We start from the raw sequence: 22,118 nt of genomic DNA on the forward strand, positions 1-22,118 counted from the left end.
TGGCCGGTGTGGCGGAATGGCAGACGCGACCGACTCAAACTCGGTTGCCCGAAAGGGCGTGTGGGTTCGACTCCCACCACCGGTACGAGATCCGTGCGATCACCTCGCGCGGACGAACCACGTGTCGTACGGTCCCGGGGTGGCGCCCGCGAGCAGCGTGTCGCGGGGGACGCCGATGGTGAGCTTCTCCCCCGGCTGCAGGACATCGAACCCATTGCGCTGGAAGAACGTGGCGTGTTCGCTCGCAGCGTTACCGAACACCACCTGCGGCGAGAGGTCGGGTCCCATCACCTGGGGGATCACCGCCAGCGCCAGAGACGCCGTGCCGCGCCCGCGGTGCGCCGGGGCGGTCACCAGGGCGCGGACCTGCACGAGGACCCGCTGCTCCGGGGACAAGGACGCGCGCACCACGGCGACGCCGGCGACGGTGCCGTCGGGCGCTTCGGCGACGACCGCGCCGTCGGACGCGGCGTACTCGAAGGCGCCGGCACCGGGCAGATGCGCGCGCACGAGCGCCGTGACCGCGGATGCGTCATCACGCGTGGAGCCTCGGAAGACGAAGCCCTCGGCATCGAGGGCGCGCGCGGTCTCGATGTTCCTGGCACGGACGTTGTCGGAGGGCCACCCTCCACGGAGAAGCTGCACTCCCCCACCCTGTCATGCGTCGGGAGGGGACGGCGTCGCGCTACCCGAAGTACTGGTTGCCGAGGGCCTTGCTCTTGAGCGCATCGAACTCGCCCTTGCTGATGACGCCGGCGTCCAGCAACTCCTTGGCCTTGGCGATGTCACCGGACGGGTCCGCGGACGCGCCCGGCCGGTAGTCGTCGACCTCGGCCGCCCCAGGGTGGCTACGACGGGCCGAGCGTGCCGCCATCCCCCGCCCGCGTGCGATCACGTATACCAGAGCCGTCAGCATCGGTACGAAGACGAGGAAGAGGATCCACAACGCCTTCCATCCCCCGGCGAGTGTGTCGTCGCGGAAGAGGTCGACGATCACCAGGACGACGACGAAGATGTACGCGACGACGTAGAACGCCATCAGCATGAACAAGAAGATGTCCCAGATCATGAAGATCCCCCAAAAGACGACGGAACGGTCGCGCCAAGGATAGCGCGACCGTTCCGTCGTCGTCCGTCGCTACTCGCGCGACTGGTAGATCGGCGCGGCACCGTGCACGGCGTCGCCGACCTTGTGGATGCGGATGTCGTTGGTCGACCCGGTGATCCCGGGAGGGGAGCCGGAGATCACGACGACCTTGTCGCCGACCTTGGCCAGGTCGTTGGACAGCAGGTAGTCGTCGACCTGGATGAACATGCGGTCCGTGTGCGGGACATGCTCGACCAGGCTCGACCGGATACCCCACGTGACGGCCATCCGTCGCCGGATGGCGGGGTCGGGCGTGAAGGCGATCATCGGGATGCCCGGGCGCAGGCGGGACAGCCGGCGCGCCGTGTCGCCGGACTCGGTGAACGTGCAGAGGTACTTCGCGTCGACGAAGGCCGCGACCTCGAGCGCGGCGAGCGTGATGGCGCCGCCCTGGGTGCGCGGCTTGGAGCGCAACGGAGCGATGCGCTCCAGACCGTGCATCTCGGTGGAATCCACGATGCGGGCCATCGTCTCCACGACGACGACGGGGTAGTCCCCCACGCTGGTCTCCCCGGAGAGCATCACCGCGTCGGCACCGTCCAGGACGGCGTTGGCGACGTCGCTGGTCTCGGCCCGGGTGGGGACGGGACTGTTGATCATCGACTCGAGCATCTGCGTGGCGACGATGACGGGCTTGGCCATCCGACGGCACAGCTCGACCGCGCGCTTCTGCACGATCGGCACCGCCTCCAGGGGCAGTTCGACACCCAGGTCACCGCGGGCGACCATGATGCCGTCGAACGCGTCGATGATCTCCTCGAGGTTGTCCACCGCCTGGGGCTTTTCGATCTTGGCGATGACCGGGACGTGGCGTCCCTCCTCCGACATGATGACGTGCACGCGGCGCACGTCCTTTCCGGAACGGACGAACGAGAGCGCGATCAGATCGGCTCCGGTGCGCAGCGCCCAGCGGAGGTCGTCTTCGTCCTTCTCGGACAGTGCCGGCACGTTGACGGCGACCCCGGGGAGGTTGATGCCCTTGTTGTTGGACACGGGTCCACCGACGACGACCTCGGTCGTGACGGTCGTGCCGTCGGTCTCGAGGACCTTCACACGCACTTTGCCGTCGTCGATGAGCAGGAAGTCCCCCGCCTTGACGTCCTGCGGCAAGCCCTTGAAGGTCGTCGAGACGATCTCCTTGGTGCCGGGGATGTCCTCGACGGTGATCTTGAAGATGTCGCCTTCGGCGAGCTCGTGGGGTCCGTCGGCGAAGCGGCCGAGGCGGATCTTCGGGCCCTGAAGGTCGACGAGCACGGCGACGGCGCGACCTGCGTCGTCAGCCGCCTTGCGAACGTTGGCGAAGTTGTTGTCGTGGACCGAGTAGTCGCCGTGGCTGAGGTTCAGGCGGGCCACGTCCACACCGGCGTCGATGATCGCACGGACCATCTCATACGACGATGTGGCGGGACCCAGCGTGGCGACGATCTTGGCACGTCTCATCCGATGTCTTCTCCGGGTGCTGGGGGTGAGGTCGGCCTGATGGCCGTGACCAGACTACGCAGGCTGCAGTCCGATCGCGACATCGGTCGGGGCGACCGGTGCCGGAAGTGAGGTGACGCCCATGAGGTGCTCGTCGATGGCCGCCGCGGCGGCACGGCCTTCGGCGATGGCCCACACGATCAGCGACTGGCCGCGGCCCGCATCTCCGGCGACGAACACGCCGGGCGTGTCGGTCTGGTAGTCCTTCGCGCGCTGGACGTTGCCCCGCGACGTGAACGACGTACCCATCTGGGCGCCGAGCGTCTCCTGCTCGGGGCCGGTGAAGCCCATCGCGATGAGGACCAGGTCGGCCGGGATCTCACGCTCGGTGCCCTTCTTGGGGACCCGCTTGCCGTCGACGAACTCTGTCTCGGCCACCAGCAGTGCACGCACCTCGCCGACGTCGTTGGAGAGGAACTCCACCGTCGAGGCGAGGTAGGCGCGTTCACCGCCCTCCTCGTGGGCACTGGCCACCTCGAACAGGGTCGGCGTCATCGGCCAGGGCTGATTCTCGGGACGCTCGTTCGGAGGCTGCTTGCCGATCGCGAGGTTGGTTACGCTGAGCGCACGCTGGCGATGGGCGGTACCGATGCAGTCGGCGCCGGTGTCGCCGCCACCGATGACGACGACATGCTTGCCTTCGGCGGTGATCTGGTTGGCCACGGCGTCGCCGGCGACGGCCTTGTTGGACTCGACGAGGTATTCCATCGCGTAATGGACACCGTCGAGGTCGCGCCCCGGGATCGGCAGGTCCCGGGGGACGGTGGAGCCGGTGGCGATGAGCACGGCGTCGTATCGGGCGCGCAGGTCGTCCCACGTGATGTCGGTGCCGATCTCGACACCGGCACGGAAACGCGTCCCCTCGTCCTGCATCTGGCGCAGGCGCATCTCGATGTGGCGCTTCTCCATCTTGAAGTCCGGGATGCCGTACCGCAGCAGGCCGCCGATGCGGTCGTCGCGCTCGTAGACGGCGACGGTGTGTCCGGCACGGGTCAACTGTTGGGCGGCGGCGAGACCGGCGGGCCCCGAGCCGACCACGGCGACGGTCTTGCCGGTGAGGCGCTCCGGCGGCTCGGGTTCGACCCATCCGTTGGAGACGGCCTCGTCGATCGTCGACACCTCGATCTGCTTGATCGTCACCGCCGGCTGGTTGATGCCGAGCACGCACGAACTCTCGCACGGGGCCGGGCACAGCCGCCCGGTGAACTCCGGGAAGTTGTTCGTGGCGTGCAGGCGCTCGATGGCGGCGCGGCCCTCACCGCGCCACATCAGATCGTTCCATTCCGGGATCAGGTTCCCGAGCGGGCACCCCTTGTGGCAGAACGGGACGCCGCAGTCCATGCAGCGGCCGGCCTGGCGGCGCAGGACGGCGGAGTCTCCCGGTTCGTACACTTCCTTCCAGTCGAGGATGCGTACCGGGACGGGGCGACGGGCGGGAAGCTCCCGCTCGGTCGTCTTGAGGAATCCCTTGGGGTCAGCCACCTGTCACCTCCAGAATGCGGCTCCACACGATGTCGCCGTCGGGGTCCAGCCCCTCATCGACGGCGTCCTGTCGGGTCTGCAGCACCGCGGCGTAGTCGCGCGGCAGAACCCGGACGAAGTGGGAGAGTTCGGTTTCGAAATCGTCGAGCATGGCTTGCGCGAGCGCGGAGCCGGTCTCGGCGACATGCTGTTCGAGCAGGTCGCGCAGGATCGCGGCGTCACCGGAGCCCAGTGCGCCGAGCTGCAACTCGCCGCCGGCCAGTGCCTCGCGGTTGACCTGCGCCTCATCGAGCCGGTACACGTAGGCCGTGCCGCCGGACATACCGGCACCGAGGTTGCGTCCTGTCTTTCCGAGGATCACCGCCAAACCCCCGGTCATGTACTCCAGTGCGTGATCTCCGACACCTTCGACCACCGCCGAGGCACCCGAGTTGCGGACCAGGAACCGCTCCCCCACGACTCCGCTGAGGAAGAGCGAACCGCGCGTCGCGCCGTAGCCGATCACGTTTCCGGCGATCACGTTCTGCGACGCGTCGAAGGTCGCGGCACGCGGCGGGCGTACGACCACCTTGCCGCCGGAGAGGCCCTTGCCGACGTAGTCGTTCGAATCGCCCTCCAGACGCAGCGTGATGCCGGCCGGCAGGAACGCCCCGAAGGACTGCCCCGCCGAACCGGTGAGGTTGACCTGGATGGAACCGTTCGTCAGACCGTTCTCGCCGTTTGCGACGGTCACGTGGTGCCCGAGCAGGGTGCCGACCGCCCGCGCGGTGTTGCGCACCGGCAGGTCGATCGTGATCTCGCCGCCACCGTCGATGACCTCACGGGCACGCTCGATGAGCTGCACGTCGAAGTGCTCGTCCAGCTCGTGATCCTGGGCACGGATCTGACGTCGGGCGAGGTCGTCCGCGAAAGCGGGACCTTGCAGGACGGGCGCGAGGTCCATGCCGCTGGCCTTCCAGTGCCGGATGGCGCCGTCCACATCGAGGAGTTCGTTGTGGCCGATCGCCTCGTCGAGGGTGCGGAACCCGAGGGAGGCGAGGTACTCGCGCACCTCCTGGGCGATGAACTCCATGAAGTTCACGACGAACTCGGGCTTCCCGGTGAACCGGGAGCGCAGCACCGGGTTCTGCGTCGCCACGCCGACCGGACAGGTGTCGAGGTGGCACACACGCATCATGATGCAGCCGGAGACCACGAGCGGCGCCGTGGCGAAACCGAACTCCTCGGCGCCGAGCAGGGCACCGATGATGACGTCTCGACCGGTCTTGATCTGACCGTCCACCTGAACCACGACGCGATCGCGCATGTTGTTGAGCATGAGCGTCTGCTGGGTCTCGGCCAGACCGAGTTCCCACGGTGTCCCGGCGTGCTTGAGCGAGTTCATCGGGCTCGCGCCGGTGCCCCCGTCGTGACCGGAGACGAGGATCACGTCGGCGAGGGCCTTCGCGGTCCCGGCCGCCACCGCGCCGATTCCGGACTGGCTGACCAGCTTGACGTGGATACGCGCCTTCGGATTGGCACGCTTCAGGTCGAAGATGAGCTGCTTGAGGTCCTCGATCGAGTAGATGTCGTGGTGCGGCGGAGGGGAGATCAGGCCGACACCGGCGGTTGCGTGACGGGTCCGCGCCACCCACGGGTACACCTTGGTCGGCGGCAGCTGGCCGCCCTCGCCGGGCTTGGCCCCCTGGGCGAGCTTGATCTGGATGTCATCCGACTCGGTGAGGTACAGGCTCGTGACGCCGAAGCGTCCCGAGGCGACCTGCTTGATCGAACTGCGTCGGGAGGGATCCATGAGGCGGTCGACGTCTTCGCCGCCCTCGCCGGTGTTCGACTTGCCGCCGATGCGGTTCATCGCGATGGCGAGCGTCTCGTGCGCTTCCTTCGAGATCGAGCCATAGCTCATCGCGCCGGTCTGGAACCGCTTGACGATCTCGGAGACAGGCTCGACCTCGTCGATCGGGATCGGTGTGCGCTCGTCGGTACGTAGCCTGAACATCCCGCGCAGCGTCTTCAACTCGGTCGCCTGGTCGTCCACGAGCTTGGTGTACTCACGGAAGATGTCGTAGCGGCCGGTCCGCGTCGCATGTTGCAGACGGAAGACCGTATCGGGATTGAACAGATGCGGCGAACCGTCGCGGCGCCACTGGTACTCCCCGCCGGTCCACAGGCGCTCGTGTGCGCGCACCGCACCGTCCTCCGGATAGGCGTAGTGGTGCCGCGAGGCGTTCTCGGAAGCGATGGCGTCCAGGCCGACACCGCCGAGCTTGGTCTCGGTACCGGTGAAGTACTTGTCGATGAACTCCTGCGACAGCCCCACCGCCTCGAACACCTGCGCACCGGCGTAGGACGATACCGTCGAGATGCCCATCTTGGACATGATCTTCAGCACGCCCTTGCCGAGTGCCTTGATCAGGTTGGCGACGGCCTTGGCCGGGGTGATGCCGGTGATGTAACCGGCGCGCACGAGGTACTCGACCGTCTCCATCGCCAGATACGGGTTGACCGCGGAGGCGCCGTAGCCGATGAGGGTCGCGACATGGTGCACCTCGCGGACGTCGCCGGCTTCCACGACGAGCCCCACCTTCATGCGGGTCTCCTTGCGGATGAGGTGGTGGTGCACGGCGGCGAGCATGAGCAACGACGGGATCGGAGCGAGGTCCTTGTTCGAGTCCCGGTCACTGAGCACGATGTACTCCGCGCCGTCCTCGATCGCCCGGTCGGCCTCGGCGCACATCTGGTCGAGGCGCTTCTGCATCCCCTTCTCGCCCGCCTCGACACGGTAGAGCCCGCGGATGGTGACCGAGCTGCGCCCGGGCACCGCGGTGTCGATGTGCTGGATCTTCGCGAGCTCGTCGTTGTCGATGACCGGGAAATCCAGCGTGACGGTGTGGGTGTGGTCGGGGCCCCACGACAGCAGGTTCCGTGCGGGTCCCAACCCCAACGACAGCGAGGTGACGACCTCCTCGCGGATCGAGTCCAACGGGGGGTTGGTCACCTGGGCGAACTGCTGGGTGAAGTAGTCGAACAGCAACCGGGGTCGCTCGCTCAGCACCGCGACGGGGGTGTCCGAGCCCATCGCGCCGAGCGGTTCCGCGCCGTTCTGACCCATCGGGGTCAGCAGGATGCGGACCTCTTCCTCGGTGTATCCGAACGTGCGCTGACGTCGGGTGATCGAGGCGATCGGGTGCACGATGTGCTCGCGCTCGGGGAGCTCGGACAGGCGGACACGCCCGGCGTCGAGCCACTCCTGCCACGGGTGCAGCGAGGCGAGATCGGACTTGATCTCCTCGTCCTCGATGATTCGCCCCTGGGCGGTGTCGACCAGGAACATGTGTCCGGGCTGCAACCGCCCGCGGCGCTTGATGCGCTCGGGTTCGAAATCCAGCACACCGGTCTCGCTGCCGATCACGACGAGGCCGTCGGTGGTCTCGGTCCAGCGGCCCGGACGCAGCCCGTTGCGATCCAGGGTCGAGCCGACGAGGGTGCCGTCGGTGAAGATGAGCGCGGCCGGCCCGTCCCACGGCTCCATCTGGATGGAGTGGTAGTCGTAGAACGCACGAAGCTTCGGGTCCATGTCGGACTGCTTCTCGTACGCCTCCGGGACCATCATCAAGACGGCGTGCGGGAGCGAGCGGCCCGTGAGGGTGAGCAGCTCGAGGACCTCGTCGAACGAAGCCGAGTCGCTCGCGCCGTCGGTACAGATCGGAAGGAGCGGTCTGATGTCGCCGACCAGTTCGGACTCGAGCTGCGACTGCCGCGCGCGCATCCAGTTGCGGTTGCCGTTGACGGTGTTGATCTCGCCGTTGTGCGCCATCATGCGCAGCGGCTGCGCGAGCGGCCACGAGGGGAACGTGTTCGTCGAGTAGCGGGAATGGACCACCGCCAGCTCCGTGGCGAAGCGCTCGTCCTGCAAGTCGGGGTAGAACGGCTCGAGCTGCAAGGTCGTGACCATGCCCTTGTAACCGATCGTGCGCGAGGACAGCGACACGAAGTACGCGCCCGCCTCACTGCGGGATCGCTTGCGCAGTCGGTACGTGAGACGGTCCAGCGCGATACCGGAGACCGGGCCGCCCTCGGCGGGGCGCGCGGCCACGAAGAGCTGCTCGAACACCGGACGGGCCTCGAAGGCGAGACGTCCGAGGTTGTCGTCGGCGGTGGGGACCTCGCGCCAGCCGAGGACGGTGAGCCCCTCCTCGCCCGCGATCCGTTCGATCGTGGCCTTCTGGGTGTTGCGCGCGTCGGCCTCCTGCGGGAGGAAGGCCAGACCCGCGGCATACTCCCCCATCGGCGGGAGCGTGAACGGCACGACGTCGCGGAAGAACGCATCGGGCATCTGGGTGAGGATCCCCGCGCCGTCACCGGTTCCGGCGTCGGAGCCGATCGCCCCGCGGTGTTCCAGGTTGCGCAACGCGGTCAACGCCAGGTCGACGATGTCGTGACCGGGTTCGCCACGCAGGGTCGCGACCATCGCGAGACCGCAGGCGTCCTTCTCGAACGCCGGGTTGAACATGCCCTGGCGCTCGGGGAAGCCCCCGGACAGGGTCGATGACACGCCAGCCGAAGCGGCGCTGTGACGGGGGCTCGATGCCATACCTACCGTCCTCACGTTGATACTCAAGGGTGGGACGACGTCGGCCCGTGGTGCACGCGTTGCGGGGTGCTCTATTTCGTGGGGAGTGCGCTTGTGGCGTCTTGGGTGTCGGCTCCGGCTGACGGGGGTGCGCTGGTGTCGACGAAGTCTTCGGCCGATTGTACAGCGCCTTCAGGGCTCCACTCGCGACCGGAGACGTAGGGCGAGGGCTCGAGCCCGGGGTGGCGGCGCTTCTGCACGAAGAAGATGACCAGACCGAGGACGACCCCGGCGATGGCGGCCCATACGTTCGTCCGCAGTCCGAGGTAGATCTCACTCGGATCGATCCGGATCGACTCCCACAGGATTCGTCCCGCGCTGTACCAGACCAGGTACAGAGCGAACAGGCGTCCCCACTGCAGGGTGAACCGGCGACCGACCCAGAGGAGGAACAACACGCCCAGGCCGTTCCAGAGCACCTCGTAGAGGAACGTGGGGTGGAACAGGGTGTCCGGGGCGAGACCGGCGGGGAACGCCGAGTTCGCGGGGTCGATCTCAAGCCCCCACGGCAGGTCGGTGGGCAGTCCGAACAGCTCCTGGTTGAACCAGTTTCCGAAGCGCCCGATCGCCTGCGCGAGCAGGAGTCCCGGGGCCAGGGCGTCGGCGAAGGACCAGAAGCGGATGCCCGTCCAGCGGCATCCCAACCAGGCACCCACCGCACCTCCGATGAGCGCGCCGTAGATGGCGATGCCCCCCTCCCAGATGCGGAAGACGGCCCAGAAGTCGGCTCCTTCGCCGAAGTAGAATCCCGGGTGTGTCGCGACGTGGTAGATACGGGCCGCGATGATGGCCAGCGGGACCGCGAGCAGGGCGATGTCGATGACGACCCAGGGCTCGGCACCGCGCTTGGTCAGGCGGTGGTTGGTCAGGAGCACCGCGATGACGATCCCGGCGATGATGCACAGCGCGTAGAAGTGGATGCGCAGCGGTCCGAGATCGATGTAGCTGACGGTCGGGCTGGGGATGCTGGCGACCACGCTGAGGGCGGCGTTCATCATGTGGGCGGATCGTCCTTTTCGAGAGGGGGCGCCCTCGGAGGGCGCGAGCGGTCTGAGTCTAGTTCGCCGACGCGGACGTTCGGGCACCGGAGGCCAGGACCCGTGCCGTCTCCGCCAGGCCGTCGAGGCCGCCGTCTCGCAACGCCCGGACCAACGCGGTCCCCACGATGGCGCCGTCGGCGTAGTCGAGGACGCCTGCGACCTGGTCGGCCGTGGAGATGCCGATGCCCACGCACGCGTGTTCGGCGCCCTGGGCGCGCAGCCGCCCCACCAGGACTCGTGCGGCGGCGTCGAGTTCCGCCCGCTCGCCGGTGATGCCCATGGTGGAGACGGTGTAGACGAAGCCGGTGGAGTTCTGCACGACCAGGCGCAGTCGCGCGTCCGAAGAGGTCGGTGCGGCGAGGAAGATGCGGTCCAGACCGGTGCGGCGACTCGCGGCGATCCACTCCTCCCCCGCCTCCGGGGTGATGTCCGGCGTGATCAGTCCCGCCCCGCCCGCAGCGAGGAGATCGTCGGCGTAGCGGTCCACGCCGTACTGCACGACAGGGTTCCAGTACGTCATCACCAAGACGGGCACGTCGACGCGCCGCGTGATCTCCCGCACGGCCGTGAAGGTGTCGCGGAGACGGAACCCCGCGGCCAAGGCCGCCTGCGTGGCCTCCTGGATCACCGTGCCGTCCATCACCGGGTCGGAGTAGGGAGGGCCGAGTTCGAGGATGTCGGCACCGTTCTCGGCGAGGGCCACCGCGGCGTCGATGCTCGTCTGCAGGTCGGGGAACCCGAGCGGGAGGTACCCGACGAAGGCGCCACGCCCCTCTTGCTTGGCCGCGTCGATCGCGGCGGCGACACGCGATGTCACAGCTTCTCCCCCTCGCCCTTCGCGCCGTCGACGGGCGGTGCCGCCGCCGACGACGCGGCGTCCACGGCCGCGTCGTAGAGTTCGAAGTACCGCGCGGCGGTGTCCATGTCCTTGTCGCCGCGACCGGACAGGTTGACCGCGAGGATCGCATCCGGCCCCAGCTCGCGGCCGATCCGCAGCGCACCGGCCAACGCGTGCGCGGACTCGATGGCCGGGATGATGCCCTCGGTCTGCGAGAGGAGGCGGAGGGCCTGCATGGCCTCGTCGTCGGTGGCGGGGATGTAGTCGGCGCGTCCCAGGTCGGCGAGCCACGCGTGCTCGGGTCCGACGCCGGGATAGTCCAGTCCTGCGGAGATGGAGTGAGACTCGATCGTCTGGCCGTCCTCGTCCTGGAGGACGAACGTCTTCGCCCCGTGGAGCACGCCGGGTCGTCCCCGGCCGATGGAGGCCGCGTGGCGCGGAGTGTCGACACCGTCGCCGGCCGCCTCGACGCCGTAGAGGCGCACGTCCGTGTCGTCGAGGAACGCGTCGAACATGCCGATGGCGTTCGATCCTCCGCCCACGCACGCGAGGACGGCGTCGGGAAGCCGGCCGGTCTCCTCCAACAACTGGGCGCGCGCCTCTTCGCCGATGATCTTCTGGAAGTCGCGGACCATCGCCGGGAACGGGTGCGGACCGGCCGCGGTACCGAAGATGTAGTTGGTGGTCTCGACCGAGGCCACCCAGTCGCGGTAGGCGTCGTTGATGGCGTCCTTCAGAGTGCGGGAACCGGTGGTGACCGGGATCACCTCGGCTCCGAGCAGACGCATCCGCGCGACGTTCAGCGCCTGACGCTCGGTGTCGACCTCACCCATGTAAATGGTGCAGTCGAAGCCGAACAGGGCCGCCGCCGTCGCGGTGGCCACACCGTGCTGGCCCGCTCCCGTCTCGGCGATCACGCGGGTCTTACCCAGACGCCGGGTCAGCAGAGCCTGGCCCAGGACGTTGTTGATCTTGTGGGAACCCGTGTGGTTGAGGTCCTCCCTCTTGAGGAACACCCGCGCTCCCCCGGCGTGCGCGGCGAAACGGGGCACCTCGGTGAGGACCGAAGGACGGCCGGCGTAGGTGTGCAGGAGTCGGCGGAATTCGGCGAGGAAGGACTCGTCGGCCATGGCCGACTCGTATGCCTCGGTGAGTTCGTCGATCGCGGCGATGAGGGATTCGGGCATGTACCGGCCACCGAAGTCGCCGAAGAAGGGTCCGGGGGCGTCGCGCAGACTCATGCGCCGCTCCTTTCGGTGGGAGAGGAGACCGCCGCATCCGCTTTCAGGAACGCGGCGAGGGTGGCGACGGGATCGCCCGTGACGAGTGCTTCCCCGACGAGCACCACATCGGCGCCGGCCTGGCGGTAGTGCGCCACGTCGGCCGGGGCGAGCACGGCGGACTCGGCGATCTTGATGGCGTCGGCGGGCAGGCGCGGCGCCAGGCGACCGAAGAGATCCTTGTCGAGCTCGAAGGTCGACAGGTTGCGGGCGTTGACCCCCACCAGTCGGGCACCGATGTCCGCGGCACGATCGACCTCCTCGGCGCTGTGTGTCTCCACCAGCGGTGTCATGCCGAGCTGGACGGTGAGATCGTGCAGGCGGCGGAGCTCGTCCTGTTCCAGTGCGGCCACGATCAGCAAGACCAGGTCCGCACCGGCTGCGCGGGCCTCCAGCACTTGGTAGTCCGTCGCGATGAAGTCCTTGCGCAGCACCGGCACCGTGACGGTGTCACGCACGGCCTCCAGGTCGGCGAGGCTCCCCTTGAAGCGGCGTCCCTCGGTGAGCACCGAGATCGCCGATGCGCCGCCCTGCTCATACCGGGACGCCTGGTGTGCGGGGTCGGGGATCTCGGCGAGATCACCTCGTGATGGGCTGGCGCGTTTGACCTCGGCGATGATCTTGACGCGATCGGCCGGAGCCAGCGCCGCGAGCGCGTCGCGCGCGGGGGGCTGTGCGAGGGCGACCTTCTCGACCGAGGCGAGCGGGCGCTCGCGTTCACGGGCTTCGGCGTCCGCCACCGCGCCGGCCGTCAGGTCGGCGAGCACGCTCAGTGCTCTTTCGCGGTGTACTTCGGACCGTTCACGCCATAGCCGGCCTTGGCCATGACCCAGCCGACGACGAGACCCACGACCACAAGCACGGCCGAAGCCCACACGAGCCACGGGATGTCCAGGAAGAAGGCCGTCGTGCCGATGGCGAAGCCGACGAGCATGATGACCACAGCGGTCCAAGCTGCGGGTGAGTGGCCGTGGCCGGGATCGCCGTTGGGGTTGCTCATGGATCTCCTCCGTTTGCGCGGGTCGTTCAAGTCTATCGGGTCAGGACGTCGGATCCTCGCCCCGTGAGAGGTCGTCCCACGAGTCGATCGCGTCGCGCGGCCGCGACGGGTCGGCGCCGGGACCGGCCGACTCCGTCGCGTCGTCGGCGACCCCCTGACGGTAGCGACGCCCGCTCCCGGTCCACCGGTGCGCGGTGACGAGGGTGAGAACGCCGGCGAGGACGATGACGACGGCCACCACCGCGGTCAGTACGGGCCAAGGGGTGAGGGCGGTGGAGGAGACCAGATCGCGCACCGCCTGTGGCCCTGTGATCCCGGTCGCCTCCGTCACGGTGGACGCGTACGTCTCCACGGGGGTGTCGATCGCCACGCGTGCGGACGCGACGGCGACCACGGCGCCGAGCAGCCCGGTGAGCACCCCGAAGGCGTAGACGAGGACGCGGCCGACGATCGTCAGAGCAGCTCCGAGCGCCAACGCGGCGAGGCTGAGGGGCGCGAGCACCGGGACGGCGTCGGCGCCTGCGACGGGAAGCTGTTCACCCTCGACCGACGCGAGGGTCACGACGAGCCAGGTCTGGGTGGAGGATATGACCCCGAGCGCTCCGGCGACGAGGATCATGAGCACCGCAAGGCTGCGCGGGCGTCGCGTCATCCCTCGACCACCGGGGACAGGTCGTCGGCGTCGAAACAGGCCCGGGTACCGGTGTGGCAGGCCGGCCCGTGCTGTTCGACGCTGACGAGGATCGCGTCGCCGTCGCAGTCGAGCCGCATGCCGCGGACCTCCTGGTAGTGGCCCGATGTGTCGCCCTTTCGCCAATACTTCTGACGGGACCGCGACCAGTACGTCACCCGGCCCTGCGTCAGAGTTCGGCGGAGTGCCTCGGCGTCCATCCACCCGAGCATGAGCACTTCCCGCGTGTCCCACTGCTGCACGATCGCGGCGACGAGGCCGTCGGCGTTGAAGGCGACGCGGGCGATCTTGTCGTCCACGCTCTCGGTCATGCGTCCTCCCCCGTGGCCAGGCGGCTGTCGCGCACGTCGATCCCGTCGGCGCGCATCGCACGCTTGACCTCTCCGACCGAGCACTGACCCGAGTGGAAGACGGAAGCGGCCAGCACCGCGTCCGCTCCGGCGCGCACGGCGGGTGCGAAGTGCTCGACGGCGCCGGCGCCCCCGGAGGCGATCACCGGCACGGAGGAGATCTCGCGCATGAGAGAGACCAGCTCGAGGTCGAAGCCCTCCTTGGTGCCGTCGGCGTCGATGGAGTTGACCAGGAGCTCGCCGGCGCCGCGTTCGATGGCCTCGCGCGCCCACGAGAGGGCGTCGCGGTCGGTCTCGGTGCGTCCGCCGTGCGTGGTGACCACGAAACCCGAGGGTGTCGTCGGCGACCGCTTGACGTCGAGGGAGAGCACCAGCACCTGTGCCCCGAAGCGGTCGGCGATCTCGTCGATGAGGGCCGGGCGCCGGATGGCGGCGGAGTTGACCCCGACCTTGTCGGCGCCGACACCCAGGAGGCGGGCGACATCCTCGTGCGTGCGCACGCCGCCGCCGACGGTCAGGGGGATGAAGACCTGCTCCGCCGTGCGCTGAACCACGTCGTAGGTCGTGGAGCGCTCGTCGACGGTCGCGGTGACGTCCAGGAAGGTGAGCTCATCGGCGCCCTGCGCGAAGTACAACCGGGCGAGCTCCACGGGGTCGCCCATGTCTCGGAGGTTCTCGAAGTTGACCCCCTTCACCACGCGGCCGGCGGCGACGTCCAGGCACGGGATGACGCGGCACACGACCGACATCTCAGATCCTCGCGTTGTGGATGGCCGTCACGAGGATCGCCCGTGCACCGAGCTGGTACAGCTCGTCCATGACACGGTTGACGCTCGAGCGGGCCACCATCACCCGCACGGCGACCCACTCCGGGTCCCGCAGCGGCGAGATGGTCGGCGACTCGATCCCGCCGGCGATCTCGACGGCACGGTCGACCAGGGACGCGGGCAGGTCGTAGTCGACCATGACATAGCGGCGCGCCACCATGACCCCGCGCAGTCTGCGCAGCAGGGTCTCGGTACCCGGTGCATCCTCCGGGCCGCTGATCAAGACCGCTTCGGACTGGAGCAGCGGGGGCCCGAAGACCTCGAGACCGGCCTGGCGCAGGGTCGTGCCGGTCTCGACGACATCGGCGACGGCGTCGGCCACACCGAGACGGACGGCAGACTCCACCGCACCGTCGAGCGGCACGAGGTCCACGGCGACGCCGTGTGCATCGAGGAAGGCGTCGACCAGGCCCGGGTACGAGGTGGCGATGCGGCTTCCCTCGAGGTCGGTCAGCTCGCCGAACGACCCGGGAGGGGCGGCGAACCGGAACGTGGACCCGGCGAAGCCGAGGGCCTCGATCTCGCGGGCGCCGGGCATGCGCGCGTCTTTCAGCAGATCGCGACCGGTGATGCCGACATCGAGTGCACCCGATCCGACGTAGGTCGCGATGTCTTTCGGGCGCAGATAGAAGAACTCGACACCGTTGGCCGGGTCGGCTTTGTGCAGCTCCTTCGAGTCACGACGACCGGTGTACCCGGCCTCGGCGAGCATGGTCGCCGAGGTCTCGGCGAGCGAGCCCTTGTTGGGCACGGCGATGCGAAGCATGGTGAGTGGACTTTCTTCTCCGGCGGCGGGTGGGGGGATGCGCTCAGAGATGTCGGTAGACATCCTGCAGGCTCAGCCCCTTGGCGAGCATGAGCACCTGCAGGTGGTAAAGGAGTTGCGAGATCTCCTCGGCGGCCGCGTCGTCGGACTCGTACTCCGCGGCCATCCAGACCTCAGCGGCCTCCTCGACGATCTTCTTGCCGATGGCATGCACGCCGGCATCCAGCTGCGCCACCGTCCCCGACCCTTCGGGTCGTTCCGCGGCCTTGGCCGCAAGCTCGCCGAACAGGCCGTCGAAGGTCTTCACCTCTCCAGCGTACCGAACTCCCGCACCCCGACCGTCCGTCGGACTCCCGGATGCGCCCCGGCGCGGGTTCAGTGGCGATGCGCATGCCCGGCGCGTGAGCGCAGCGCGGCGATCGCGGCATCCGGTTCGTCTGCGCCGAACACGGCCGAACCGGCGACGAAGGTGTCGGCTCCGGACTCCGCCGCCTGCGCGATCGTCGATTCCGCGATCCCGCCGTCGACCTGCAGCCAGACGCGCGAACCGACCGACCGTGCGTGATCGGCGAGGGCTCGCAACTTGGGCATCGTCTCGGGGCGGAAGGACTGTCCGCCGAACCCGGGCTCGACGGTCATGACGAGGATCTGGTCGAATTCGTCGAGGACCTCGAACAGCCCCTCGACCGGTGTGTCCGGTTTGACCGCGACACCGGCGCGTGCGCCGATCTGTCGCAGCCGTCGCGCCAGCGCCACCGGTTCGGTGGACGCCTCGAGGTGGAACGTCACCGACGCCGCGCCGATCTCCGCATAGCCCGGCGCCCAACGCTCGGGTTCGTCGATCATCAAGTGCACGTCCAGCGGGACCGGGCTGGTCGCCTGGATGCGTTCGACCATCTGCGGTCCGAACGTCAGATTGGGCACGAAGTGGTTGTCCATCACATCCACGTGCACGAAGTCCGCCGACGCGATTCGGGCGAGCTCGGCCTGCATGTTGACGAAGTCGGCCGCGAGGATGCTGGGATTGATGCGGATGTCGCTCACACCCCCATTATTCTTCCCCCGCCGCCTCACGCACGTCGACGGAGCAAAGTGATGGACATCGCATCGGTGTTGTGCCGGTGTGGCCACAGTTGTGCGCGGCCGGATCCGTCCGTCTGCTCCGCGAGGTCGGGCTCGGAGACGGCCAGCCGCCGCACGACATCACGTGCGTCGAGCTCCTCGATCGCGTCGCCGAACCGACGGCGAACCTCGGCGACGACGCCGGCGGTCTCGGCCAGATGCGGGGAACAGGTGACATAGGCGACGACCCCACCGGGGGCGAGCGCCTCGATCGAACCCGTCAGCAACGCACTCTGCAACGCGGTCAATTCGGGCACGTCACCCGGCGCCTTGCGCCACCGCGCCTCGGGCCGGCGTCGCAGGGCACCCAGGCCCGTGCAGGGCGCGTCCACCAAGATCCGGTCGTATGTGCCCGGGCGCTCCGCGGTGAGGTCGCGTCCGTCGCGCTCGGTCACCTCGACCTCCAGCGGGACACCGGCGATGGATCGCCGCACGAGTCCGGCCCGCGCCGGAGACACCTCGTTCGCGTCCAGGCGCGCCCCTGCGGACAGTGCCTCCGCGGCGAGGATCGCCGTCTTCCCGCCCGGTCCGGCGCACAGGTCGAGCCAACGCTCCCCCTCCTGCACCGGACGTGACCGCGTCAGGGCGAGAGCGGCCAGCTGCGACCCCTCGTCCTGGACCCGCACGCGTCCGCCCGAATCGGTGACGGCGGCCTCGGGCGCGCCGCCGCCGAGGCGGAAGCCCAGCGGCGAGAACGGCGTCCGTCTGGCCTCCGGGCCGGGTTCCGCGAGGCCGGTGAGGGCCGCCATCGTCACCCGTGGGGCGACGTTGTCGGCGGTCAGCAACGCGTCCAGTTCGTCCGCGCGCCCCTCGGCGGCCAGCGCACGGCGGAACGCACGGATGACCCACACCGGATGGGAGGTGGCCAAGGCGATCGCTTCGTCGTCCGACCTCGCGGTACGCACCACGCGGTCCGACCACTCGCCCGGCGTGTCGCGGGACACGCGCCGGAGGACGGCGTTGGCGAACCCCGCGGCGCCACGCCCGCCGGCGCGTCGGGCCAGGGTCACGGATTCATTCACGGCGGCGTGCGAAGCGACCCGCGTGGCCAGCAGCTGGTGGACACCGAGTCGGAGGGCGTCGAGGATCCCGGGATCGATGCTCGAAGGCGCCCGGTCGGCGGCGATGCCGATCACCGCGTCGTAGGTGCCCCGACGTCGCAGTGTCCCGTAGGTCAGTTCGGTGGCCAGCGCCGCGTCGGCCTCGGACAGGCCCGCCCGTTCGATCGCGGTCGGCAGCAGCAGGTTCGCATACGCGTCGGACTCGTGGACCGCACGGAGTGTGTCGTAGGCGACCTGCCGCGCGCCGGTCATGAGTCGACCCTGAGCTCGTCACGGCGTAGACCGCGCCACCAGTCGGCGGCCGACATGGCGCCCCGGCCGGCGGGCTGGACCTCGAGGAGGGCGATCGCGCCGTCGCGGGTGCCCACCAGCACACGTTTGTCCGCCCACACCACCTGTCCCGGCTCGAGGTGACCGACGTCGTGGACCGCCTCGGCACGGAGGACCTTCAGCCGCGCGCCGTCGACCGTGGTGTGCGCACCGGGCTCGGGAGTGGTGCCCCGGATCCGGTCGAGCACGCGCCCGGTGGGTTCTTCCCACCGGATACGACCGTCGTCGATGGTCAGTTTGGGGGCCAGCGTGGGCTCACCGGTCTGCGGGCGCGCGAGGGCGTTCCCGGCGGCGATTTCGTCGACGACCTCCAGCAGCAGCTCCGCACCGTGCTCCGCGAGACGGTGGAGCAGTTCTCCGGCGGTCTCCTCGGGGTGTACAGGTACCTCCCGTTGCGCGAAGACGTCGCCGGCATCGAGCGCGGCCACCAGGCGGAACACGGCCGCCCCGGTGACACGGTCGCCCGCGATGAGGGCGTGCTGCACCGGTGCCGCGCCCCGCCAGCGGGGCAGGAGGCTGAAGTGCAGGTTGATCCAGCCGTGTGCCGGCACGCTCAGCAGGGGCTCGCGCACAAGCCCGCCGTAGGCGACGATCACCCCCAGATCCGGGCCGACCTCCGAGATCCGGGCCGTGGCGTCCTCATCGAGGCGCGCGGTCTTGAGGGTGTCGATCCCGAGCTCCTGCGCCGCGGCGGCGACCGGTGACGGGGTCAGCACGCGCTTGCGGCCGCGCGGCGCATCGGGACGTGTGATCACCGTGGCGATCTCGTGGGAGCTGCGCGCGAGGGCGGACAGCGAGGGGACAGCCGGGTCGGGTGTGCCGGCGAAGACGAGACGCATGGACTCCTCACAGATCGAGATCGGGTACGTCGACCCGGACTCTGAGTGTATTGCCGGGGGTGCGGACACGCCCCTTGGCGGGCTTGCGGGAACGAAGGGCGGCCGCGACGAGTGAGGATCGCAGGCTCTGCGCCACGGCGGGACCGACGGCGTAGTCGAAGCGTACGAGCGCGCGCACTCCCCCGCCCTCGGTCTCGACCGGTCCGAGGATGCTGCCGTCGTCGAGCCGGTCGACATCGGAGCGGACAGTGGCCAGCGCCTCGGTCACGGCGCGCCGGTCTCCTTCGAGCGCCGCGACGCGGACCGTCGGGGGCATCCGCAACGGTGCCCGTTCGGCCAGTTCGGCGCGGGCGTATGCGGGCTGGTTCCATGTCGCGAACGCCCGCGCGACGGGACCGGCGACACCCACCAGATGGACGGGGGCGCCGGGCGCGGCCAAGGCGGCGGCGTTGGACCACCACCGGAGACAGGACTCCCCGATGCGGAGGTCCTCCGCCAACAACATCCGCTCGGCGTCCAACAAGACGACGGCACGGTATCCGCCCTCGGCGATCGGCTCTGCGCCGCGCGTGGCCACCACCACCGAGGGCCGGCCGTCGACATGGGTGACGGGATGCTCGCCGTCGGCGACGACGATCCGCACGCCGGCGAACGCCCGTCCCAGTTCGTCCGCCGTGCGTTCACTGCCCGAAGACGCCATACGCAGGGTCGTCCCCGCGCACTCCGCACAGGTCCACGCGGGCGCCGAACGTCCACACCAGCCGCATGCCGGGACGGCCCCGTGGCGCACCGCGCGGAGGGGTCCGGCGCAGTGCGCGCATCGTGCCGGATGACGGCAGGAGGCGCAGACCAGGACGGGTGCATAGCCGGGCCGCGCAACCTGCACGAGCACCGGGCCGTGCTGCAGCGCCTCGCGTGCTGCGGCGAACGCCGCCGAGGGGATGCGCTGACCGCGGCCTTCGCCCTCCCGGGTGGCGCTGAGGAGGGTCTTGGGGATGACGCGGCGGGCCGGCGCGATCTCGTGCAGCCATCCCACCGACACCAGGCGTTCGACGTCGGTGGTCCGGGTGAGCCCCGCAAGGACCAGTGCGCACCCCTCCGCCTCTTGCCGTACGAGGGCGGCGTCGCGGGCGTGGACCCCCGGGCTGAGCGGTTCGGCCAGCAGCGGATCCCCGTCATCCCAGATGATCACCGCGCCGAGCGCCGCCGCCGGGGCGTACACCGCAGACCGGTTGCCGACGACGACACATGGCGCCTCGGCGAGCATGCGGAGGTAGGCCGCATACCGCGCCGGACCGCTCTGCCGGGCGTCCGATCGGACGACCGCCTCGTCGGGGAGCCGCGCACGCAGGACCTTCTCGACCTGATCCTGGTCCCGGTGATCGGGCACGACGATGATCGTGCTGCGGCCTCGTGACAGTCCCTCGACGGCCATCGCGGCGAGTATGTGGGCCCAGGAGCCCACATACGGGGTGTGCGCCCCGTCCCCTTCCGAAGTGACCGGCTCGACGCCCGGCGGCGCCGACATCGCTCCGCGCCCGCCCGTGCGGAGCAGGTCTTCGGCGCCGGGGAAGACCGACAGTCGCTCGTAGGCCCACGCTCGCGCGACGTCGTCGACGCGGGGCGTCGGGACCGTGCCGGCGGACAGGTGTGCCTTCTCGGCACGCACCATGCGACGAGGAACGGCCACTTTCAGCACTCCGCTGGCCGATCCTGCGGAGCGATCGGCGACCCGCCGTGCGAGCGCGTAGAGACGCTCGGGCAGCACCGGAACAGGTGAGACGACCTCATCCACGTCGGACAGCGGCCGGTCGGAGGGCTCCTCGTCGACGATTTCGACGATCCATCCCTCCACGGTTCGCCCGGCCGTGCGTAGCGGCACCTTGACCCGGACGCCGGCGGACGCGCTGTCGACGAGCTCCCGCGGGACGGCGTAGTCGAAGAGCCGGTCCAGCTGGGGCAGCGGGGAATCGACCAGCACCCGCGCCACGCGGCGGGCCGACACCTCAGAGTCCGGCGGCGGCGCGAAGCTCGTCGACGCGGTCGGTGCGCTCCCACGTGAAGGTCGGGAGGTCCCGCCCGAAGTGCCCGTATGCCGCCGTCTCCGCGTAGATCGGACGTTGCAGGTCGAGCCGGTCGATGATCGCCTTCGGTCGCAGGTCGAACACGTCCCGGATGGCACGGGTGATGGTCTCGTCGGCGACGTGACCCGATCCGAAGGTCTCCACGTACAGACCGACCGGACTGGCCTTGCCGATCGCGTACGCGACCTGTACCTCGATGCGGTCCGCGAGTCCCGCCGCGACGGCGTTCTTGGCGACCCAGCGCATCGCGTACGCCGCCGAGCGGTCCACCTTCGACGGGTCCTTCCCGCTGAAGGCGCCGCCGCCGTGGCGGGAGGCCCCTCCGTAGGTGTCGATGATGATCTTGCGTCCGGTGAGGCCGGCGTCGCCCTTGGGCCCGCCCACCACGAACGGTCCGGCGGGGTTGATGAAGTACTGCACGTCGGGCAGATCGAGCCCGGTGTCGGCCAGCACGGGGTCGATGACCTCCGCGCGCACCCGCTCGCGGAGGTCATCCTGCGAGATGTCCGGATGGTGCTGCGTGGACAACACGACCGACTCGACGGTTTTCGGCACACCGCCGTCGAACCCGAGGGTCACCTGCGTCTTGCCGTCGGGGCGCAGGAACGGCAACCGCCCGCCTCGACGCAGGTCGGCGAGTCGCTCGGCCATGCGATGGGCGGTCCATGCCGCGATGGGCATGAGCTGCGGCGTCTCGTCGGTGGCGTACCCGAACATGATGCCCTGGTCGCCGGCGCCCTGTTCGTCGGCCGGATCCACCGACCCGCGCTCACGCTGTTCGAACGCCTTGTTCACGCCCGCGGCGATGTCCGAAGACTGTGCGCCGATCGAGACGCTCACCCCGCAGGAGTCGCCGTCGAAACCCGTCTCGCTACTGGTGTAGCCGATGCGGTTGACGACATCGCGCACTATCGCGGGGATCTCCACGTAGGCGCGGGTGGAGACCTCGCCGGCCACGTGGACGAGCCCGGTGGTGACGAGGGTCTCGACCGCCACACGACCCTCCGGGTCCTCGGCGAGGATCGCATCGAGGATGCTGTCGGAGATCTGGTCGCAGATCTTGTCGGGATGCCCCTCGGTCACGGACTCGGAGGTGAACAGGCGCAGGTTGCTCATCGGGGCTCCAGGAAGACGGGGATCACGGTCGCGGGC

At 69.5% G+C, this 22,118-nt stretch carries 20 protein-coding genes and 1 tRNA gene; 1 reads left to right on the plus strand and 20 read right to left on the minus strand.

Features of this window, described 5'->3' with window-relative positions; translation table 11 throughout:
* Positions 1-2 precede the first annotated feature (2 nt).
* Positions 3-85: transfer RNA gene (locus ABD204_RS10705), tRNA-Leu, on the plus strand.
* A 14-nt stretch (positions 86-99) separates the two neighbouring features.
* Here the strand turns inward: ABD204_RS10705 and ABD204_RS10710 are convergent.
* The 20 genes from ABD204_RS10710 to metK form a co-directional block, all read right to left on the minus strand.
* On the minus strand, positions 100-645 hold the full coding sequence (locus tag ABD204_RS10710; RefSeq protein ID WP_194424874.1) for a GNAT family N-acetyltransferase: 546 nt from the start codon (positions 643-645) through the stop codon (positions 100-102).
* 40 nt (positions 646-685) lie between these two features.
* Positions 686-1,069: an SHOCT domain-containing protein gene (locus ABD204_RS10715; RefSeq protein ID WP_194424873.1), complete on the minus strand. Its 384-nt coding sequence runs from the start codon at positions 1,067-1,069 to the stop codon at positions 686-688.
* A gap of 69 nt (positions 1,070-1,138) precedes the next feature.
* Entirely contained in the window at positions 1,139-2,587 is a 1,449-nt protein-coding gene (gene pyk / locus ABD204_RS10720) for a pyruvate kinase (RefSeq protein ID WP_194424872.1), read from the minus strand.
* A 54-nt stretch (positions 2,588-2,641) separates the two neighbouring features.
* Positions 2,642-4,108, minus strand: coding sequence for a glutamate synthase subunit beta (locus ABD204_RS10725; protein ID WP_194424871.1), 1,467 nt, complete (start codon positions 4,106-4,108; stop codon positions 2,642-2,644).
* Positions 4,101-8,699, minus strand: a complete 4,599-nt coding sequence (gene gltB, locus ABD204_RS10730; RefSeq protein ID WP_194424870.1) for a glutamate synthase large subunit — start codon at positions 8,697-8,699, stop codon at positions 4,101-4,103. The genes ABD204_RS10725 and gltB overlap by 8 nt, the downstream gene beginning before the upstream one ends.
* Before the next feature lie 71 nt (positions 8,700-8,770).
* Positions 8,771-9,736, minus strand: a complete 966-nt coding sequence (lgt, locus tag ABD204_RS10735; protein WP_194424869.1) for a prolipoprotein diacylglyceryl transferase — start codon at positions 9,734-9,736, stop codon at positions 8,771-8,773.
* Between the two features lie 58 nt (positions 9,737-9,794).
* On the minus strand, positions 9,795-10,595 hold the full coding sequence (trpA, locus tag ABD204_RS10740) for a tryptophan synthase subunit alpha (protein ID WP_194424868.1): 801 nt from the start codon (positions 10,593-10,595) through the stop codon (positions 9,795-9,797).
* On the minus strand, positions 10,592-11,857 hold the full coding sequence (trpB, locus tag ABD204_RS10745; protein ID WP_194424867.1) for a tryptophan synthase subunit beta: 1,266 nt from the start codon (positions 11,855-11,857) through the stop codon (positions 10,592-10,594). The genes trpA and trpB overlap by 4 nt, the downstream gene beginning before the upstream one ends.
* Entirely contained in the window at positions 11,854-12,663 is an 810-nt protein-coding gene (trpC, locus tag ABD204_RS10750) for an indole-3-glycerol phosphate synthase TrpC (protein WP_194424866.1), read from the minus strand. The genes trpB and trpC overlap by 4 nt, the downstream gene beginning before the upstream one ends.
* A 2-nt stretch (positions 12,664-12,665) precedes the next feature.
* Positions 12,666-12,896: a DUF6704 family protein gene (locus ABD204_RS10755; RefSeq protein ID WP_194424865.1), complete on the minus strand. Its 231-nt coding sequence runs from the start codon at positions 12,894-12,896 to the stop codon at positions 12,666-12,668.
* Between the two features lie 40 nt (positions 12,897-12,936).
* Positions 12,937-13,548: a Trp biosynthesis-associated membrane protein gene (locus ABD204_RS10760; RefSeq protein WP_194424864.1), complete on the minus strand. Its 612-nt coding sequence runs from the start codon at positions 13,546-13,548 to the stop codon at positions 12,937-12,939.
* The gene (gene hisI / locus ABD204_RS10765; protein ID WP_194424863.1) at positions 13,545-13,898 is read right to left on the minus strand and encodes a phosphoribosyl-AMP cyclohydrolase; all 354 of its coding nucleotides are present in this window, start codon (positions 13,896-13,898) and stop codon (positions 13,545-13,547) included. Before hisI ends, ABD204_RS10760 begins: the two co-directional genes overlap by 4 nt.
* Positions 13,895-14,686, minus strand: a complete 792-nt coding sequence (hisF, locus tag ABD204_RS10770) for an imidazole glycerol phosphate synthase subunit HisF (protein ID WP_194424862.1) — start codon at positions 14,684-14,686, stop codon at positions 13,895-13,897. The genes hisI and hisF overlap by 4 nt, the downstream gene beginning before the upstream one ends.
* 1 nt (position 14,687) lies before the next feature.
* Positions 14,688-15,530, minus strand: coding sequence for an ATP phosphoribosyltransferase (gene hisG / locus ABD204_RS10775; protein WP_194424861.1), 843 nt, complete (start codon positions 15,528-15,530; stop codon positions 14,688-14,690).
* Between the two features lie 43 nt (positions 15,531-15,573).
* Positions 15,574-15,837 carry a phosphoribosyl-ATP diphosphatase gene (locus tag ABD204_RS10780; RefSeq protein WP_194424860.1) on the minus strand — a complete coding sequence of 88 codons (264 nt, stop codon included), beginning with the start codon at positions 15,835-15,837 and terminating at the stop codon, positions 15,574-15,576.
* A 68-nt stretch (positions 15,838-15,905) separates the two neighbouring features.
* On the minus strand, positions 15,906-16,574 hold the full coding sequence (rpe, locus tag ABD204_RS10785; RefSeq protein WP_322597623.1) for a ribulose-phosphate 3-epimerase: 669 nt from the start codon (positions 16,572-16,574) through the stop codon (positions 15,906-15,908).
* A 26-nt stretch (positions 16,575-16,600) separates the two neighbouring features.
* Complete coding sequence (locus ABD204_RS10790) at positions 16,601-17,965, minus strand: RsmB/NOP family class I SAM-dependent RNA methyltransferase (RefSeq protein ID WP_194424858.1); 1,365 nt, start codon at positions 17,963-17,965, stop codon at positions 16,601-16,603.
* Complete coding sequence (gene fmt, locus ABD204_RS10795) at positions 17,962-18,882, minus strand: methionyl-tRNA formyltransferase (protein ID WP_194424857.1); 921 nt, start codon at positions 18,880-18,882, stop codon at positions 17,962-17,964. The genes ABD204_RS10790 and fmt overlap by 4 nt, the downstream gene beginning before the upstream one ends.
* 7 nt (positions 18,883-18,889) lie before the next feature.
* Positions 18,890-20,872, minus strand: coding sequence for a primosomal protein N' family DNA-binding protein (locus ABD204_RS10800; protein ID WP_322597622.1), 1,983 nt, complete (start codon positions 20,870-20,872; stop codon positions 18,890-18,892).
* A 16-nt stretch (positions 20,873-20,888) separates the two neighbouring features.
* Positions 20,889-22,082 (minus strand): methionine adenosyltransferase, encoded by a 1,194-nt coding sequence (gene metK / locus ABD204_RS10805; protein WP_194424855.1) that lies wholly within the window; start codon positions 22,080-22,082, stop codon positions 20,889-20,891.
* Positions 22,083-22,118: the final 36 nt, after the last annotated feature.

This window comes from Microbacterium aquimaris (assembly GCF_039531285.1).
Classification (GTDB): Bacteria; Actinomycetota; Actinomycetes; order Actinomycetales; family Microbacteriaceae; genus Microbacterium; species Microbacterium aquimaris.

What these genes read in the sequence shown, in the direction of transcription:
- lgt (WP_194424869.1), bottom strand. Translation starts at nt 9,736, where the DNA reads ATGATGAACGCCGCCCTCAGCGTGGTCGCCAGCATCCCCAGCCCGACC.
- ABD204_RS10755 (WP_194424865.1), bottom strand. Translation starts at nt 12,896, where the DNA reads ATGAGCAACCCCAACGGCGATCCCGGCCACGGCCACTCACCCGCAGCT.
- pyk (WP_194424872.1), bottom strand. Translation starts at nt 2,587, where the DNA reads ATGAGACGTGCCAAGATCGTCGCCACGCTGGGTCCCGCCACATCGTCG.
- ABD204_RS10790 (WP_194424858.1), bottom strand. Translation starts at nt 17,965, where the DNA reads ATGACCGGCGCGCGGCAGGTCGCCTACGACACACTCCGTGCGGTCCAC.
- ABD204_RS10715 (WP_194424873.1), bottom strand. Translation starts at nt 1,069, where the DNA reads ATGATCTGGGACATCTTCTTGTTCATGCTGATGGCGTTCTACGTCGTC.
- fmt (WP_194424857.1), bottom strand. Translation starts at nt 18,882, where the DNA reads ATGCGTCTCGTCTTCGCCGGCACACCCGACCCGGCTGTCCCCTCGCTG.
- trpB (WP_194424867.1), bottom strand. Translation starts at nt 11,857, where the DNA reads ATGAGTCTGCGCGACGCCCCCGGACCCTTCTTCGGCGACTTCGGTGGC.
- gltB (WP_194424870.1), bottom strand. Translation starts at nt 8,699, where the DNA reads ATGGCATCGAGCCCCCGTCACAGCGCCGCTTCGGCTGGCGTGTCATCG.
- hisI (WP_194424863.1), bottom strand. Translation starts at nt 13,898, where the DNA reads ATGACCGAGAGCGTGGACGACAAGATCGCCCGCGTCGCCTTCAACGCC.
- hisF (WP_194424862.1), bottom strand. Translation starts at nt 14,686, where the DNA reads ATGTCGGTCGTGTGCCGCGTCATCCCGTGCCTGGACGTCGCCGCCGGC.
- ABD204_RS10760 (WP_194424864.1), bottom strand. Translation starts at nt 13,548, where the DNA reads ATGACGCGACGCCCGCGCAGCCTTGCGGTGCTCATGATCCTCGTCGCC.
- metK (WP_194424855.1), bottom strand. Translation starts at nt 22,082, where the DNA reads ATGAGCAACCTGCGCCTGTTCACCTCCGAGTCCGTGACCGAGGGGCAT.
- hisG (WP_194424861.1), bottom strand. Translation starts at nt 15,530, where the DNA reads ATGCTTCGCATCGCCGTGCCCAACAAGGGCTCGCTCGCCGAGACCTCG.